Source organism: Enterobacter pseudoroggenkampii (assembly GCF_026420145.1).
GTDB classification, from domain to species: domain Bacteria; phylum Pseudomonadota; class Gammaproteobacteria; order Enterobacterales; family Enterobacteriaceae; genus Enterobacter; species Enterobacter pseudoroggenkampii.
In genome coordinates this window covers 457,043-472,362 of sequence record NZ_JAPMLV010000002.1, presented here as the reverse complement: position 1 = coordinate 472,362, position 15,320 = coordinate 457,043, and the positions used below count along the sequence as shown (strand labels likewise).

The window sequence follows — 15,320 nt, the reverse complement described above, 5'->3', positions numbered from 1 at the left end:
TGACGGGATGATAAATCGCGTTAAAGGTTGGTTGTTGGCTGCCACCGTGCTGCTGTGCGCGCAGGCCGGGGCGGCAAACCTCTCAGATATTCAGGTATCGAACGGCGAAAGCCAGGCCCGGATCACGTTCAGCTTTATGGGCGATCCTGAATATGCGTTTTCACAGCCAGACAGCCACAGCGTGGCGCTGGATATCAAACAGACAGGCGTGATTCAGGGGCTACCGCTGCGGTTCAGCGGTAACAACCTGGTGAAAAGCATCCGTTCGGGAACACCGCAGGATAGCCAGTCGCTACGCCTGGTGGTCGATCTGACCGAAAAGGGCATAACGAAGGCGGTGAAGCAGCAAAACGGAGCGAACTATACGGTGGTCTTTACCATCAATGCCGACGCACCGCCACCGCCTCCACCGCCGCCGGTCGTAGCGAAGCGTGTGGAAGAACCGGTGTATACGCCCCGTCCTTCTGAACCTGCGCGTAATCCGTTTAAATCGCAGAACGATCGCATTACTGCGGCAACCAGCAGCAATACGGTGACGCGTCCGGCTGCCAGCGCGCGACGCGCGACGGCCAGCGGTGACAAAGTGATTATCGCCATTGATGCGGGTCACGGCGGGGAAGATCCGGGGGCGATTGGCCCTGGCGGCACGCGAGAAAAAAACGTGACGATCGCTATCGCGCGTAAACTGCGTTCGCTACTCAATGACGACCCGATGTTTAAAGGCGTGTTGACCCGCGACGGGGATTACTTTATCTCCGTAATGGGACGCTCGGATGTGGCGCGTAAGCAAAACGCGAACTTCCTGGTCTCCATTCATGCGGACGCCGCACCGAATCGTAGCGCGACCGGCGCCTCGGTTTGGGTGCTGTCAAACCGTCGCGCCAACAGCGAAATGGCCAACTGGCTGGAAGAGCATGAGAAGCAGTCTGAACTGTTAGGCGGCGCGGGCGATGTGCTGGCGAACAGCCAGTCCGATCCGTACCTCAGCCAGGCGGTGCTGGATTTACAGTTCGGTCATTCTCAGCGCGTCGGGTATGATGTCGCCACTAACGTATTGAACCAGCTGCAAAGCGTTGGCGTGCTGCATAAGCGTCGTCCGGAACATGCCAGCCTCGGCGTTCTGCGCTCGCCGGATATTCCGTCCATCCTCGTAGAGACGGGCTTTATCAGTAACAACGGTGAAGAGCGTCTGCTGGGAAGCGACAGCTACCAGCAGCAAATTGCCGAAGCGATTTATAACGGTCTGCGTAAATACTTTGATGCCCATCCGCTGCAGTCTGCGCCACAGAGTGGTGCTGGCCAGACGGCCAGCGCAGCGCTGCCGGGTGAGATGACCGCGACCAACTAAGGAGAATTCATGCCGATTCAGGTTCTACCGCCGCAGCTCGCGAACCAAATCGCCGCCGGTGAGGTGGTGGAACGCCCTGCGTCGGTGGTGAAGGAGCTGGTGGAAAACAGCCTCGATGCGGGCGCAACCCGCATCGATATTGATATCGAACGCGGTGGCGCGAAGCTTATTCGCATTCGCGACAACGGCTGTGGCATTAAAAAAGACGAGCTCGCGCTGGCGCTGGCCCGTCACGCCACCAGTAAAATTGCCTCTCTGGATGACCTGGAGGCGATTATTAGCCTCGGTTTTCGCGGTGAAGCGCTGGCCAGTATCAGCTCGGTTTCGCGCTTAACGCTGACCTCCCGTACCGCCGAACAGCAGGAAGCCTGGCAGGCTTACGCCGAAGGGCGCGATATGGATGTCACGGTTAAACCCGCAGCACACCCTGTCGGCACGACGCTTGAAGTATTAGATCTCTTCTACAACACCCCCGCCCGACGCAAGTTTATGCGTACCGAGAAGACCGAGTTCGGCCATATCGACGAGATCATCCGGCGTATCGCACTGGCGCGATTCGATGTCACCATCAACCTCAGCCACAACGGCAAGGTGATGCGCCAGTATCGCGCGGTGGCAGAAGGTGGACAGAAAGAGCGCCGTTTGGGGGCGATCTGCGGTACGCCGTTCCTTGAACAGGCCCTGGCCATTGAGTGGCAGCACGGCGATCTGGCGCTGCGCGGCTGGGTTGCCGATCCAAACGCGAGCAGTGCTGCGTTTGCGGAGATCCAGTATTGCTACGTCAACGGCCGCATGATGCGCGACCGTCTCATCAATCACGCGATTCGCCAGGCCTGCGAAGACAAACTGGGTGCCGATCAGCAGCCTGCATTCGTCCTTTATCTGGACATCGACCCCCATCAGGTGGATGTGAACGTCCATCCCGCCAAGCATGAGGTGCGGTTCCACCAGTCGCGTCTGGTTCACGACTTCATTTATCAGGGCGTGGCCACCGTGTTGCAGCAGCAGGCAGAGCCAACGCTGCCGCTGGAGAACGACGCTCCTGCACCGCGTCCGCTGCCCGAAAACCGTGTGGCGGCAGGGCGCAACCATTTTGCGGAGCCTGCCGTTGCGCGTGAACCGGAAGCCCCGCGTTACTCCCCGGCTGGTAGCGCGCCGCGTCCAACGGGCGCGAACTATCCGAATGCCCAGCCTGGCTATCAGAAGCAGCAGGGCGCGTTGTACCGCAAGCTGCTGGAAACGCCAGCCGTGGAACGTAAAGAGCACATTCCGGCCGCTCAGCCTTCTCTGGACGGCCATAGCCAGAGTTTTGGCCGGGTGCTGACGATTATCGCGCCGGATATGGCACTGCTTGAGCGTGACGGCAAATTGATGCTTCTGGCACTGCCGGTCGCCGAACGCTGGCTTAAGCAGGTGCAGCTCACGCCTGGCGAAAATGCCGCCTGCGCGCAGCCGTTGTTAATTCCGGTTCGCCTGAAAATATCCCCTGATGAAACAAGGGTATTGCAGCGCGCCGAGTCGCAGCTGGCGCAGATGGGTATTGAAACTGTGCTCGAACCACAACATGTGACAATTCGTGCAGTGCCTTTACCCTTACGCCAACAAAATTTACAAAACTTGATTCCTGAACTGATAGGCTACCTGGCGCAGCAAACAGCGTTTGATGCCGCCAACACCGCGCAGTGGATCGCCCGCCATCTGGCAAGCGAACACACGCCGTGGAGTATGGCGCAGGCCATTAGCGTGCTGGCGGAGGTGGAACGCCTCTGTCCGCATCTGGTGAAAACGCCGCCGGGTGGGTTATTACAACCTGTTGATTTACAAACGGCGATGAACGCCCTGAAACATGATTGACGCAAGTAAGGCGAGCCTGCCTAAGGCAATTTTTTTAATGGGCCCAACGGCCTCCGGCAAAACGGCGCTCGCCATTGAGTTGCGTAAAGTTTTGCCTGTAGAGTTGATTAGCGTCGACTCCGCCCTCATCTACCGGGGGATGGACATCGGCACGGCGAAGCCTGACGCAGAAGAGCTGCGTGCGGCACCGCACCGTTTGCTGGATATTCTCGACCCGGCTCAGGCGTACTCCGCAGCGGATTTCCGCCGGGATGCCTTAGCCGAGATGGCCGAGATAACGGCGGCGGGACGTATACCGCTGTTGGTTGGCGGAACCATGCTCTATTTCAAGGCGTTGCTGGAGGGGTTGTCACCCCTGCCATCCGCGGATCCGGAAATAAGAGCGAAAATTGAGCAGCAGGCGGCAGAGCAGGGTTGGGACGTTTTGCATCAGCAACTGGCGGAAATTGACCCGGTTGCCGCAGCACGGATCCATCCAAATGATCCGCAAAGGCTTTCCCGGGCACTGGAAGTTTTTTTCATTTCGGGTAAAACTTTAACGGAACTGACGCAAACGTCAGGAGACGCTCTGCCGTATCAGGTGCATCAGTTCGCCATCGCCCCGGCGAGCCGTGAACTGCTCCATCAGCGAATTGAGCAGCGTTTTCATCAGATGTTAGCTTCAGATTTTGAAGCAGAAGTGCGGGCGTTATTTGCCCGTGGAGATTTGCATACGGACATGCCTTCCATTCGTTGTGTGGGATACCGCCAGATGTGGTCGTATCTTGAAGGTGAGATTTCATACGATGAAATGGTTTATAGAGGTGTTTGCGCCACGAGACAGTTAGCGAAGCGCCAGATCACCTGGTTGCGCGGTTGGGACGGCGTTCACTGGCTAGACAGTGAAAAACCGCAACAGGCGTTAAACGAAGTGATTGAGGTTGTTGGTGATATCGCTCACTGAATGTGTACAATTGAGACGTATCGTGCGCAATTTTTCAGAATCGCAAGGTTCTAAGTACAAAACAAGCATATAAGGAAAAGATAGAATGGCTAAGGGGCAATCTTTACAAGATCCGTTCCTGAACGCATTGCGTCGGGAACGTGTTCCAGTTTCTATTTATTTGGTGAATGGTATTAAGCTGCAAGGTCAGATTGAGTCTTTCGATCAGTTTGTGATTCTGTTGAAAAACACGGTCAGTCAGATGGTCTACAAGCACGCTATTTCTACTGTTGTTCCGTCCCGTCCGGTATCTCATCACAGCAATAACGCTGGCGGCGGCACTGGTAGTAACTACCATCATGGCAGCAGCGCGCAGGGCTCTTCAACGCCGGCGCAGGACAGCGACGAAACCGAATAAGGTTTCGCACTGTTATCCACACGGGGAGCCAGGGATCCTGCGTTCCCCGCTGATCTTTTTAGAGAGGTTTACGCTTGTTTGACCGTTATGATGCCGGTGAGCAGGCGGTGCTGGTACACATCTATTTTTCGCAAGACAAAGATATGGAAGACCTCCAGGAGTTTGAATCTCTGGTCTCTTCCGCCGGTGTCGAAGCAATGCAGGTGATTACCGGTAGCCGTAAAGCGCCGCACCCAAAGTATTTTGTTGGTGAAGGTAAAGCAGTCGAAATTGCGGATGCCGTAAAAGCAACCGGCGCGTCAGTCGTGTTGTTTGATCATGCGCTGTCTCCAGCCCAGGAGCGCAACCTGGAAGCCCTTTGCGAATGCCGTGTTATCGATCGCACGGGTTTGATTTTAGATATTTTTGCTCAGCGTGCACGTACCCACGAAGGGAAACTGCAGGTTGAGCTGGCGCAGCTGCGCCATCTGGCAACGCGTCTGGTGCGTGGCTGGACACACCTTGAAAGACAAAAAGGCGGGATTGGTTTGCGCGGCCCGGGTGAAACCCAGCTCGAAACCGACCGTCGTTTGCTGCGTGGCCGAATTACCCAGATCCTCTCACGTCTGGAAAGGGTTGAGAAACAGCGTGAGCAGGGGCGTCGGGCACGAACGAAAGCCGACATCCCGACGGTGTCGCTGGTGGGGTATACCAACGCCGGTAAATCCACCCTGTTTAACCAGATAACCGAGGCCCAGGTTTATGCCGCAGACCAGCTGTTTGCGACCCTGGACCCTACGCTGCGCCGTATTGACGTCGCAGACGTCGGTGAAACGGTGCTGGCGGATACCGTAGGGTTTATCCGTCACCTGCCGCATGACCTGGTGGCGGCATTCAAGGCCACCCTGCAGGAGACGCGACAGGCGACGCTGCTGCTGCACGTGATTGATGCGGCAGACGTGCGCGTGCAGGAGAACATCGACGCGGTGAACGTGGTGCTCGAAGAGATCGACGCCCACGAAATTCCCACGCTGTTGGTCATGAACAAGATCGATATGCTGGACGATTTCGAACCGCGTATCGACAGAGATGAAGAGAACAAACCGATTCGGGTCTGGCTTTCTGCCCAGACCGGTATTGGTGTGCCACTGCTTTTCCAGGCTTTGACAGAACGTCTTTCCGGTGAGGTAGCTCAGCACACGCTGCGACTGCCGCCACAGGAAGGCAGGCTGCGCAGCCGGTTTTATCAGCTTCAGGCGATAGAAAAAGAGTGGATGGAGGATGACGGCAGCGTGGGGATGCAGGTGCGTATGCCGATCGTTGACTGGCGTCGCCTCTGTAAACAAGAACCTGCGCTGGTCGACTATATCGTCTGATCAGAAAGGGGATGCCTGAATAATTCGCCCTTGCATAACAAATATGGAGCATATACATGGCGTGGAATCAGCCCGGTAATAACGGACAAGACCGCGACCCGTGGGGAAGCAGCAAACCTGGCGGCAACTCTGAGGGAAATGGCAACAAAGGTGGTCGCGAGCAGGGGCCGCCGGATCTGGATGATATCTTCCGCAAGCTGAGCAAGAAGCTTGGTGGCCTTGGCGGAGGAAAAGGTTCTGGCTCGGGTGGCAATTCCACTCAGAGTTCGCGCCCGCCAATGGGGGGCCGCGTAGTGGGCATCGTGGCCGCTGCGGTGGTCATCATCTGGGCAGCCAGCGGATTCTACACCATTAAAGAAGCAGAGCGCGGCGTGGTCACCCGTTTCGGCAAGTTCAGCCATCTGGTTGAGCCGGGTCTGAACTGGAAGCCGACCTTCATTGACGACGTGACCGCGGTAAACGTGGAATCCGTCCGTGAACTGGCCGCCTCTGGCGTGATGCTGACCTCTGACGAAAACGTGGTGCGCGTTGAGATGAACGTGCAGTACCGCGTGACCGATCCTGAGCGTTATCTGTTTAGCGTGACCAGCGCCGATGACAGCCTGCGTCAGGCGACCGACAGCGCCCTGCGCGGTGTGATCGGTAAATACACCATGGACCGTATCCTGACCGAAGGTCGTACCGTTATTCGTAGCGATACCCAGCGCGAGCTGGAAGAGACCATTCGTCCGTACAACATGGGTATCACCCTGCTGGACGTCAACTTCCAGGCTGCGCGTCCGCCGGAAGAGGTGAAAGCCGCATTTGACGATGCGATTGCTGCCCGTGAAAACGAACAGCAGTACATCCGTGAAGCAGAAGCGTACACCAACGAAGTTCAGCCACGCGCTAACGGTCAGGCGCAGCGTATTCTGGAAGAAGCGCGCGCGTATAAGACGCAGACCATCCTGGAAGCTCAGGGTGAAGTGGCTCGCTTTGCGAAGATCCTGCCGGAATATAAAGCGGCACCGGAAATTACCCGTGAGCGTCTCTATATCGAGACCATGGAAAAAGTGCTGAGCCACACCCGCAAAGTGTTGGTTAACGACAATAAAGGCGGAAACCTGATGGTTCTGCCGCTGGATCAGATGCTGAAAGGCAGTTCTGCGCCAGCAGCGAAAGGCGACACCAGCGGCGCGAACAACCTGCTGCGTCTGCCGCCAGCCTCAACAGGCAGCGCCAGCACGAACACAACGCCTTCTTCGAACGATGGTGACATTATGGACCAACGCCGTGCTAACGCGCAGCGTAACGACTACCAGCGTCAGGGGGAATAAGGATGCGTAAGTCAGTTATTGCGATCATCGTCATCGTACTGGTCGTGCTTTATACCTCGATCTTTGTGGTGAAAGAAGGCGAGCGTGGGATCAAGTTCCAGTTCAGCAGCGTCGTGCGTGATGGCGACAAACGCCCGGTAATTTACGAGCCGGGCCTGCACTTCAAGGTGCCGTTCATTCAGTCAGTGAAAACGCTTGATGCGCGTATCCAGACCATGGATAACCAGGCTGACCGTTTCGTGACCAAAGAGAAGAAAGACCTGATCGTTGATTCCTATATCAAATGGCGTATCAGCGATTTCAGCCGTTACTTCCTGGCAACGGGCGGCGGTGACGTTTCTCAGGCAGAAGTGCTGCTGAAGCGTAAGTTCTCTGACCGTCTGCGTTCCGAGATTGGTCGTTTGGATGTGAAAGACATCGTGACCGACTCCCGTGGTCGTCTGACCCTGGAAGTTCGCGATGCCCTGAACTCCGGTACCGCGGGCACGGAAGACGAAGTTTCAACCCCGGCAGCAGATGATGCGATTGCCAAAGCGGCTGAACGCGTTCAGGCGGAGACCAACGGTAAAGTGCCGGTGATCAACCCGAACAGTATGGCTGCGCTGGGTATCGAAGTGGTTGACGTGCGTATCAAGCAGATCAACTTGCCAGCAGAAGTGTCTGAGGCGATTTACAACCGTATGCGCGCCGAGCGTGAAGCGGTAGCCCGTCGTCACCGTTCACAGGGCCAGGAAGAGGCTGAGAAGCTGCGTGCAGCAGCGGATTACGAAGTCACCAAGACGCTGGCGGAATCTGAGCGCCAGGGCCGTATCCTGCGCGGTGAAGGTGATGCCGAAGCGGCAAAGCTGTTCGCTGATGCCTTCAGCCAGGATCCTGACTTCTACGCCTTTATCCGTAGCCTGCGTGCTTACGAGAATAGCTTCCAGAGCAATCAGGATGTGATGGTGCTCAGCCCGGACAGCGATTTCTTCCGTTATATGAAGACGCCGACTAACGCAACGCGATAAACTCAGGCTCGTTTGAGTATTCAAACCACCGCTCTTAACGGAGCGGTGGTTTTCTTTTATAAGGAATAAAAATGAATTCAACGATCTGGCTCGCACTGGCTTTGGTCCTGGTGCTGGAAGGCCTTGGACCGATGCTCTATCCACGCGCCTGGCGTCGAATGATCGCCACGATGAGCCAACTGCCGGATAATATTTTGCGTCGTTTTGGCGGTGGTCTTGTGGTTGCGGGCATCGTGATCTACTACATGTTGAGGAAAACGATTGGCTGATCAAAAAGTAGGCGCAATCGGCGTATTTTGAGGTCAAAAAGTGCTGTATATCTGAAAAAGCGATGGTAGAATCCATTTTTAAGCAAACGGTGATTTTGAAAAAAATGGGTAACAACGTCGTCGTACTGGGCACCCAATGGGGTGACGAAGGTAAAGGGAAGATTGTTGATCTTCTGACTGAACGGGCTAAATATGTTGTACGCTACCAGGGCGGTCACAACGCAGGCCATACTCTCGTAATCAACGGTGAAAAAACCGTCCTCCATCTTATTCCATCAGGCATTCTTCGTGATAACGTCACCAGCATCATCGGTAACGGCGTTGTGCTGTCTCCTGCTGCGCTGATGAAAGAGATGAAAGGTCTGGAAGACCGTGGTATCCCTGTTCGTGAGCGTCTGCTGCTCTCCGAAGCCTGCCCGCTGATCCTGGATTATCACGTGGCGCTGGACGTCGCGCGTGAGAAAGCGCGCGGTGCGAAAGCGATCGGTACCACCGGTCGTGGCATCGGCCCGGCTTACGAAGATAAAGTTGCACGCCGCGGTCTGCGCGTAGGTGACCTCTTCGACAAAGCAACCTTCGCTGAAAAACTGAAAGAAGTGATGGAATATCACAACTTCCAGCTGGTGAACTTCTACAAAGCTGACGCTGTTGACTACCAGAAAGTGCTGGATGACGTCATGGCGATTGCTGACATTCTGACCGGTATGGTTGTTGATGTGTCCGATTTGCTGGACCAGGCGCGCAAGCGTGGCGATTTCGTCATGTTCGAAGGCGCGCAGGGTACGCTGCTGGACATCGACCACGGTACCTATCCGTACGTCACCTCCTCTAACACCACTGCAGGTGGCGTGGCGACCGGCTCTGGCCTGGGTCCACGTTATGTGGATTACGTTCTGGGCATCATCAAAGCGTACTCCACTCGCGTGGGTGCGGGTCCATTCCCGACCGAGCTGTTTGATGAAACCGGCGAGTTCCTGTGCAAGCAAGGTAACGAGTTTGGCGCGACCACCGGTCGTCGTCGTCGTACCGGCTGGCTGGATGCGGTTGCAGTACGTCGTGCAGTGCAGATCAACTCCCTCTCTGGCTTCTGCCTGACCAAGCTGGACGTACTGGACGGCCTGAAAGAAGTGAAAATCTGCGTAGGCTACCGTATGCCAGACGGCCGCGAAGTGACCACCACTCCGCTGGCAGCTGACGACTGGGAAGGCATTGAGCCAATCTACGAAACCATGCCGGGCTGGTCTGAGACCACTTTCGGTGTGAAAGAGCGTAGCGGCCTGCCGCAGGCGGCGCTGGATTACATCAAGCGTATTGAAGAACTGACCGAAGTGCCGATCGATATTATTTCTACCGGCCCGGATCGTACTGAAACGATGATCCTGCGCGACCCGTTCGACGCATAATCTTCGTGAATGCTGGCCTGCGGGGGGACCCGTAGGCCAGATAAGCGTAGCGCCATCCGGCGAACGCTCCTGGATCTCCGCTTTTTCGCCCCGTCTGTCAAATAAATTAGCCGCTAACTATCTGGCTGGTTTATCATCATTAATGAATATCTCTGCGGTTTGACCGCGTTTTCCCTTTTTTCCTGAGGTTGATGTGCAGTTAACAAGTTTCACCGATTACGGCTTACGTGCGCTGATTTACATGGCGTCGTTACCCGAGGGGAAGATGACCAGTATCTCTGAAGTTACAGAGGTCTACGGCGTATCCCGTAATCATATGGTCAAAATAATCAATCAACTTAGTCGTGCCGGGTACGTTGCTGCCGTCCGCGGGAAGAATGGTGGGATCCGTCTCGGTAAACCGGCACAGAGTATTCGTGTGGGCGATGTGGTACGTGAACTGGAGCCGCTGTCTCTGGTGAACTGCAGCAGCGAGTTCTGCCACATCACGCCCGCTTGCCGCCTGAAAAAGGCGCTTTCAAAGGCCGTGCAAAGTTTTCTCATGGAACTGGATAACTACACGCTGGCCGATTTGGTTGAAGAGAATCAACCGCTTTATAAATTATTGCTGGTGGAATGAAGAAAATTTCCACCGGAGCTGACAACGGAGGAACCGACATGTCACATGATCCTTTCCAGGAACGCGAAGCCGAAAAATACGCGAATCCTATTCCCAGCCGCGAGTTCATCATTGAACACTTAACAAAACGCGAAAAACCCGCCAATCGTGAAGAACTTGCCGTTGAACTGAACATTGAAGGTGAAGAGCAAATTGAAGCCCTTCGCCGCCGCCTGCGCGCAATGGAGCGTGACGGGCAGCTGGTCTTTACCCGCCGCCAGTGCTACGCGCTGCCAGAACGCCTCGACCTGCTGAAAGGGACCGTCATTGGTCACCGCGATGGCTTCGGCTTCCTGCGCGTGGAAGGCCGTAAAGACGATCTGTATCTCTCATCTGAACAGATGAAAATGTGCATTCACGGCGACCAGATCCTGGCGCAGCCGCTGGGCGCTGACCGTAAAGGTCGCCGCGAAGCGCGCGTGGTACGCGTTCTGGTGCCAAAAACCAGCCAGATCGTTGGCCGCTACTTTACCGACGCGGGCGTGGGCTTCGTGGTGCCGGACGACAGCCGTCTGAGCTTCGACATTCTGATCCCACCTGAAGAGGTGATGGGCGCCCGCATGGGCTTTGTTGTGGTGGTGGAACTCACCCAGCGCCCAACCCGTCGCACTAAAGCGGTAGGTAAAATCGTCGAAGTGCTTGGCGACAACATGGGCACCACAATGGCCGTTGATATGGCGCTGCGTACCCATGAAATTCCGTACATCTGGCCGAAAGCGGTTGAAGAGCAGATCGAAAGCCTGCGCGAAGAAGTCCCGGAAGAGTCCAAGGTGGGCCGCGTGGATCTGCGCGCCCTGCCGCTGGTCACTATCGACGGTGAAGACGCCCGCGACTTCGATGACGCCGTCTACTGCGAGAAAAAACGCGGCGGCGGCTGGCGCCTGTGGGTCGCTATTGCAGACGTAAGCTACTATGTTCGTCCGCACACTCCGCTGGATAACGAAGCGCGCAGCCGCGGTACCTCGGTCTACTTCCCGTCCCAGGTCGTGCCGATGCTGCCGGAAGTGCTGTCTAACGGCCTGTGCTCCCTGAACCCGCAGGTTGACCGCCTCTGTATGGTTTGCGAGATGACCATCTCCACCAAAGGGCGCTTAACCGGCTACAAGTTCTACGAAGCGGTGATGAGCTCGCACGCGCGTCTGACCTATACCAAGGTCTGGCATATGCTGCAGGGCGACCAGGATCTGCGCGAACAGTACGCGCCGCTGGTTAAACACATCGAAGAGCTGCATAACCTCTACAAAACGCTGGATCAGGCGCGCGAAGAGCGCGGCGGGATCTCCTTTGAGAGTGAAGAAGCGAAATTCATTTTCAACGCGGAACGCCGCATTGAGCGTATCGAGCAGACCCAGCGTAACGATGCGCACAAGCTGATCGAAGAGTGTATGATTCTGGCGAACATCTCGGCGGCACGATTCGTCGAGAAAGCCAAAGAGCCTGCGCTGTTCCGTATTCACGATAAACCGTCGACGGAAGCCATCACCGCGTTCCGCTCCGTGCTGGCCGAACTGGGTCTGGAACTGCCTGGCGGTAACAAGCCAGAGCCGCGCGATTACGCCGAGCTGCTGGAGTCCATTGGCGACCGTCCTGACGCAGAAATGCTGCAGACGATGCTGCTGCGCTCAATGAAGCAGGCGATTTACGATCCGGAAAACCGCGGTCACTTCGGCCTGGCGCTGCAGTCTTACGCCCACTTTACCTCGCCGATCCGTCGCTATCCTGACCTCTCTCTGCACCGTGCGATCAAGTATCTGCTGGCGCAGGAGCAGGGCCATAAAGGGAACACCACCGAAACCGGTGGCTACCACTATTCGATGGAAGAGATGCTGCAGCTGGGTCAGCACTGCTCCATGACCGAACGTCGTGCTGATGAAGCAACACGTGACGTGGCGGACTGGCTGAAGTGTGACTTTATGCTCGATCAGGTGGGTAACGTCTTTAAAGGCGTGATTGCCAGCGTGACCGGCTTTGGTTTCTTCGTTCGTCTGGACGAGCTGTTCATCGACGGTCTGGTGCACGTCTCCAGCCTGGATAACGACTACTATCGCTTCGACCAGGTGGGTCAGCGCCTGATTGGCGAATCTGGCGGCCAGACCTATCGTCTGGGCGACCGTGTGGAAGTGAAGGTCGAAGCCGTGAATATGGACGATCGTAAAATCGACTTCAGCCTGATCTCCAGCGAGCGTGCGCCGCGTAACGTCGGGAAAACCGAACGTGAAAGGGCGAAAAAAACCGGTAACGGTAAACCGGGCGGCGGTAAACGTCGTCAGGCGGGCAAGAAGGTAAACTTCGAGCCGGACAGCGCGTTCCGCGGCGAGAAGAAACAGAAGCCGAAGGCGGCGAAGAAAGAAGCCCGTTCAGCGAAGAAACCGTCCGCGAAGACACAGAAAATAGCGGCCGCCACCAAAGCGAAGCGCGCGGCCAAGAAAAAGCAGGCGGAGTAAAGTCTCCCCGCACCCTGACCCTCTCCCTAACCGGGAGAGGGGAAATACTTATTACGAGAACCATCAATGAGTGAAATGATTTACGGCATCCACGCGGTGCAGGCCCTTCTCGAGCGCGCACCGGAGCGTTTTCAGGAAGTGTTTATTCTGAAAGGGCGTGAAGATAAGCGTCTGATGCCGCTGATCCACGCCCTGGAAGCGCAGGGCGTGGTGACCCAACTGGCGAACCGCCAGTTCCTGGATGAGAAAAGTGAAGGTGCGGTTCACCAGGGCATTATTGCCCGCGTGAAGCCGGGCCGTCAGTATCAGGAAAACGATCTGCCGGATCTGATCGCTGGGCTGGATAATCCGTTCTTCCTGATCCTCGATGGCGTTACCGATCCGCACAACCTCGGCGCGTGCCTGCGTAGCGCCGATGCGGCGGGCGTGCATGCGGTGATCGTGCCGAAAGATCGCTCCGCGCAGCTGAACGCAACGGCGAAGAAAGTGGCCTGCGGCGCGGCGGAAAACGTTCCGCTGATCCGCGTGACCAACCTGGCGCGCACCATGCGTCTGCTGCAGGAAGAGAACATCTGGATCGTCGGTACCGCCGGTGAAGCGGATCATACTCTGTACCAGAGCAAAATGACCGGCCGTCTGGCGCTGGTGATGGGGGCGGAAGGTGAAGGCATGCGTCGTCTGACCCGCGAGCACTGTGACGAGCTGATCAGCATCCCAATGGCGGGCAGCGTGTCGTCCCTGAACGTTTCTGTTGCGACGGGCATCTGCCTGTTTGAAGCGGTGCGTCAGCGGGGAGAATAAACAGCAAGGCCGTCCACAGGACGGCCTTTTGTGTTTTCTCCCTCTCCCCGTGGGAGAGGGCCGGGGTGAGGGCACCAGACGGTGACAAACTCACTCCTCTAACGACCGCAAATGGTCATCCTTCCGCAGCGTCATCAGCGCGAAAATACTCACCACCGCCGTCGCCATCACGTAGTACGCCGGAATATCCAGGTTACCCGTCTGCTTAATCAGCCCGGTAATAATTAACCCCGCACAGCCTGAGAAAATCGCGTTCGACAACGAGTAGGCCAGCCCCAGCCCCGTATAGCGCACGCGCGTCGGGAACATCTCAGATAGCATCGCCGGGCCTGGCCCTGCCAGCATCCCGACCAGACCGCCCGCAATCAACACCACAACAGCCTTCACCGCCAGCGTACTCGACTCTGCCTGAAGAATTTTCAGCAGCGGCAGGGCGAGGATCAGCAGCAGCGCGGTGGCGATAATCATCACCCTGCGACGCCCGATCCTATCGCTCAGGATCCCCGACGGAATGATGGTGAGTGCAAAACCAATATTCGAAATCACCGCTATAAGCAGCGCCTGGTTAAACCCGGTATGCAGCGCCGACTGCAGATAGGTCGGCATAATCACCAGGTAAGTGTACCCCGCTGCAGACCAGACCATTACGCGCCCAATCCCCATCACGATGGCCCGGAGCGTGGCGGCAGTATCCGCCTGAGCGATAACCGGTTTATCCTGCTGCTGCACAAAGCTGGGTGTCTCTTCCATACTGACACGAAGCCACAGCGCAACGACGCCCATGGGCAGCGCCAGGAAGAAAGGAATGCGCCAGCCCCAGTCGTGCAGGGCTTCCGGCGTGAGGAGGGCAGAGAGCAGCGCCACGATGCCTGCGCCTGCTAACAGCCCCAGCGCCACGGTAAAGGACTGCCACGCGCCATAGAGCCCACGCTTGCCGCGCGGGGCAAACTCCGTCATCAGCGAGACCGCGCCGCCGTACTCACCGCCCGCGAAAAGTCCCTGCAGGATGCGCAGCAGCGTAATAATGAGCGGCGCGGCAATCCCGATGCTGGCATAGACCGGCACAATGCCGATGGCGGCGGTAGCGAGCGTCATCAGCACCAGCACAATAATGAGCGTCGGCTTACGGCCAATCCGGTCGCCGATGCGGCCAAACACCACCGCACCCAGCGGGCGGAAGAAGAAGGCGATGGCAAACGAGGCGTAGGTGAGGATCAGGCTGGTGAGCCCCGCTTCCCCTTCAAGCTGGAAGAAGTTTTTCGCAATGACGGTCGCCAGAAAACCGTAGACCGCAAACTCATACCACTCGATAAAGTTACCAATGGAGCCTGCAATTAATGCTCGCTTGTGCGCATCCGGTTGCATAACGATCCTCACTGAAAAGGGTAAGAATAAATTATTCAACAAAAGCGAAGTCATGAAATAGTTTATTCTTATGTTCTGTGAGCTATTTCACGAATGATATCAGCGGGATCGTGAACGTGTGACTCCCCTCCCATGCAGCGTGTGCGCGGTCTGTCCATAC

13 protein-coding genes are annotated in these 15,320 nt (G+C 56.7%); 12 read left to right on the top strand and 1 reads right to left on the bottom strand.

Annotated elements, in window-relative coordinates; all coding sequences use genetic code 11:
* Positions 1 to 7: 7 nt before the first annotated feature.
* The 12 genes from amiB to rlmB all read left to right on the top strand — a co-directional run bounded on the left by amiB (position 8) and on the right by rlmB (position 13,795).
* Positions 8 to 1,348, top strand: coding sequence for an N-acetylmuramoyl-L-alanine amidase AmiB (gene amiB / locus OTG14_RS15405; protein WP_048989509.1), 1,341 nt, complete (start codon positions 8 to 10; stop codon positions 1,346 to 1,348).
* A gap of 9 nt (positions 1,349 to 1,357) precedes the next feature.
* The gene (mutL, locus tag OTG14_RS15400) at positions 1,358 to 3,202 is read left to right on the top strand and encodes a DNA mismatch repair endonuclease MutL (protein WP_048989506.1); all 1,845 of its coding nucleotides are present in this window, start codon (positions 1,358 to 1,360) and stop codon (positions 3,200 to 3,202) included.
* Positions 3,195 to 4,145: a tRNA (adenosine(37)-N6)-dimethylallyltransferase MiaA gene (gene miaA / locus OTG14_RS15395; RefSeq protein ID WP_032651346.1), complete on the top strand. Its 951-nt coding sequence runs from the start codon at positions 3,195 to 3,197 to the stop codon at positions 4,143 to 4,145. Before mutL ends, miaA begins: the two co-directional genes overlap by 8 nt.
* 85 nt (positions 4,146 to 4,230) lie before the next feature.
* The gene (gene hfq, locus OTG14_RS15390; protein WP_023334248.1) at positions 4,231 to 4,542 is read left to right on the top strand and encodes an RNA chaperone Hfq; all 312 of its coding nucleotides are present in this window, start codon (positions 4,231 to 4,233) and stop codon (positions 4,540 to 4,542) included.
* A 74-nt stretch (positions 4,543 to 4,616) separates the two neighbouring features.
* A complete protein-coding gene (gene hflX, locus OTG14_RS15385; RefSeq protein WP_023310136.1) occupies positions 4,617 to 5,897 on the top strand; it encodes a ribosome rescue GTPase HflX in 1,281 nt (426 codons plus the stop codon).
* Between the two features lie 56 nt (positions 5,898 to 5,953).
* Positions 5,954 to 7,213 carry an FtsH protease activity modulator HflK gene (gene hflK / locus OTG14_RS15380; protein WP_024907334.1) on the top strand — a complete coding sequence of 420 codons (1,260 nt, stop codon included), beginning with the start codon at positions 5,954 to 5,956 and terminating at the stop codon, positions 7,211 to 7,213.
* Between the two features lie 2 nt (positions 7,214 to 7,215).
* Positions 7,216 to 8,220 carry a protease modulator HflC gene (gene hflC, locus OTG14_RS15375; RefSeq protein WP_024907333.1) on the top strand — a complete coding sequence of 335 codons (1,005 nt, stop codon included), beginning with the start codon at positions 7,216 to 7,218 and terminating at the stop codon, positions 8,218 to 8,220.
* A gap of 71 nt (positions 8,221 to 8,291) precedes the next feature.
* Positions 8,292 to 8,489: a DUF2065 domain-containing protein gene (locus OTG14_RS15370; RefSeq protein ID WP_003855996.1), complete on the top strand. Its 198-nt coding sequence runs from the start codon at positions 8,292 to 8,294 to the stop codon at positions 8,487 to 8,489.
* 104 nt (positions 8,490 to 8,593) lie between these two features.
* Positions 8,594 to 9,892 carry an adenylosuccinate synthase gene (locus tag OTG14_RS15365; protein WP_024907332.1) on the top strand — a complete coding sequence of 433 codons (1,299 nt, stop codon included), beginning with the start codon at positions 8,594 to 8,596 and terminating at the stop codon, positions 9,890 to 9,892.
* 193 nt (positions 9,893 to 10,085) lie between these two features.
* Entirely contained in the window at positions 10,086 to 10,511 is a 426-nt protein-coding gene (nsrR, locus tag OTG14_RS15360) for a nitric oxide-sensing transcriptional repressor NsrR (RefSeq protein WP_023334253.1), read from the top strand.
* Positions 10,512 to 10,549: 38 nt separating this feature from the next.
* Positions 10,550 to 12,994 carry a ribonuclease R gene (gene rnr, locus OTG14_RS15355; protein ID WP_024907331.1) on the top strand — a complete coding sequence of 815 codons (2,445 nt, stop codon included), beginning with the start codon at positions 10,550 to 10,552 and terminating at the stop codon, positions 12,992 to 12,994.
* Positions 12,995 to 13,060: 66 nt separating this feature from the next.
* Positions 13,061 to 13,795 (top strand): 23S rRNA (guanosine(2251)-2'-O)-methyltransferase RlmB, encoded by a 735-nt coding sequence (gene rlmB / locus OTG14_RS15350; RefSeq protein ID WP_267215331.1) that lies wholly within the window; start codon positions 13,061 to 13,063, stop codon positions 13,793 to 13,795.
* Positions 13,796 to 13,885: 90 nt separating this feature from the next.
* On the opposite strand, the gene OTG14_RS15345 is transcribed toward rlmB, so the two are convergent.
* On the bottom strand, positions 13,886 to 15,160 hold the full coding sequence (locus OTG14_RS15345) for an MFS transporter (protein WP_024907329.1): 1,275 nt from the start codon (positions 15,158 to 15,160) through the stop codon (positions 13,886 to 13,888).
* Between the last annotated feature and the right edge of the window lie 160 nt (positions 15,161 to 15,320).

Bases quoted from the DNA above. Each gene is read 5' to 3' on its own strand.
- amiB (WP_048989509.1), top strand. From the start codon at position 8: ATGATAAATCGCGTTAAAGGTTGGTTGTTGGCTGCCACCGTGCTGCTG.
- mutL (WP_048989506.1), top strand. From the start codon at position 1,358: ATGCCGATTCAGGTTCTACCGCCGCAGCTCGCGAACCAAATCGCCGCC.
- miaA (WP_032651346.1), top strand. From the start codon at position 3,195: ATGATTGACGCAAGTAAGGCGAGCCTGCCTAAGGCAATTTTTTTAATG.
- hfq (WP_023334248.1), top strand. From the start codon at position 4,231: ATGGCTAAGGGGCAATCTTTACAAGATCCGTTCCTGAACGCATTGCGT.
- hflK (WP_024907334.1), top strand. From the start codon at position 5,954: ATGGCGTGGAATCAGCCCGGTAATAACGGACAAGACCGCGACCCGTGG.
- hflC (WP_024907333.1), top strand. From the start codon at position 7,216: ATGCGTAAGTCAGTTATTGCGATCATCGTCATCGTACTGGTCGTGCTT.
- OTG14_RS15370 (WP_003855996.1), top strand. From the start codon at position 8,292: ATGAATTCAACGATCTGGCTCGCACTGGCTTTGGTCCTGGTGCTGGAA.
- OTG14_RS15365 (WP_024907332.1), top strand. From the start codon at position 8,594: ATGGGTAACAACGTCGTCGTACTGGGCACCCAATGGGGTGACGAAGGT.
- rnr (WP_024907331.1), top strand. From the start codon at position 10,550: ATGTCACATGATCCTTTCCAGGAACGCGAAGCCGAAAAATACGCGAAT.
- rlmB (WP_267215331.1), top strand. From the start codon at position 13,061: ATGAGTGAAATGATTTACGGCATCCACGCGGTGCAGGCCCTTCTCGAG.
- OTG14_RS15345 (WP_024907329.1), bottom strand. From the start codon at position 15,160: ATGCAACCGGATGCGCACAAGCGAGCATTAATTGCAGGCTCCATTGGT.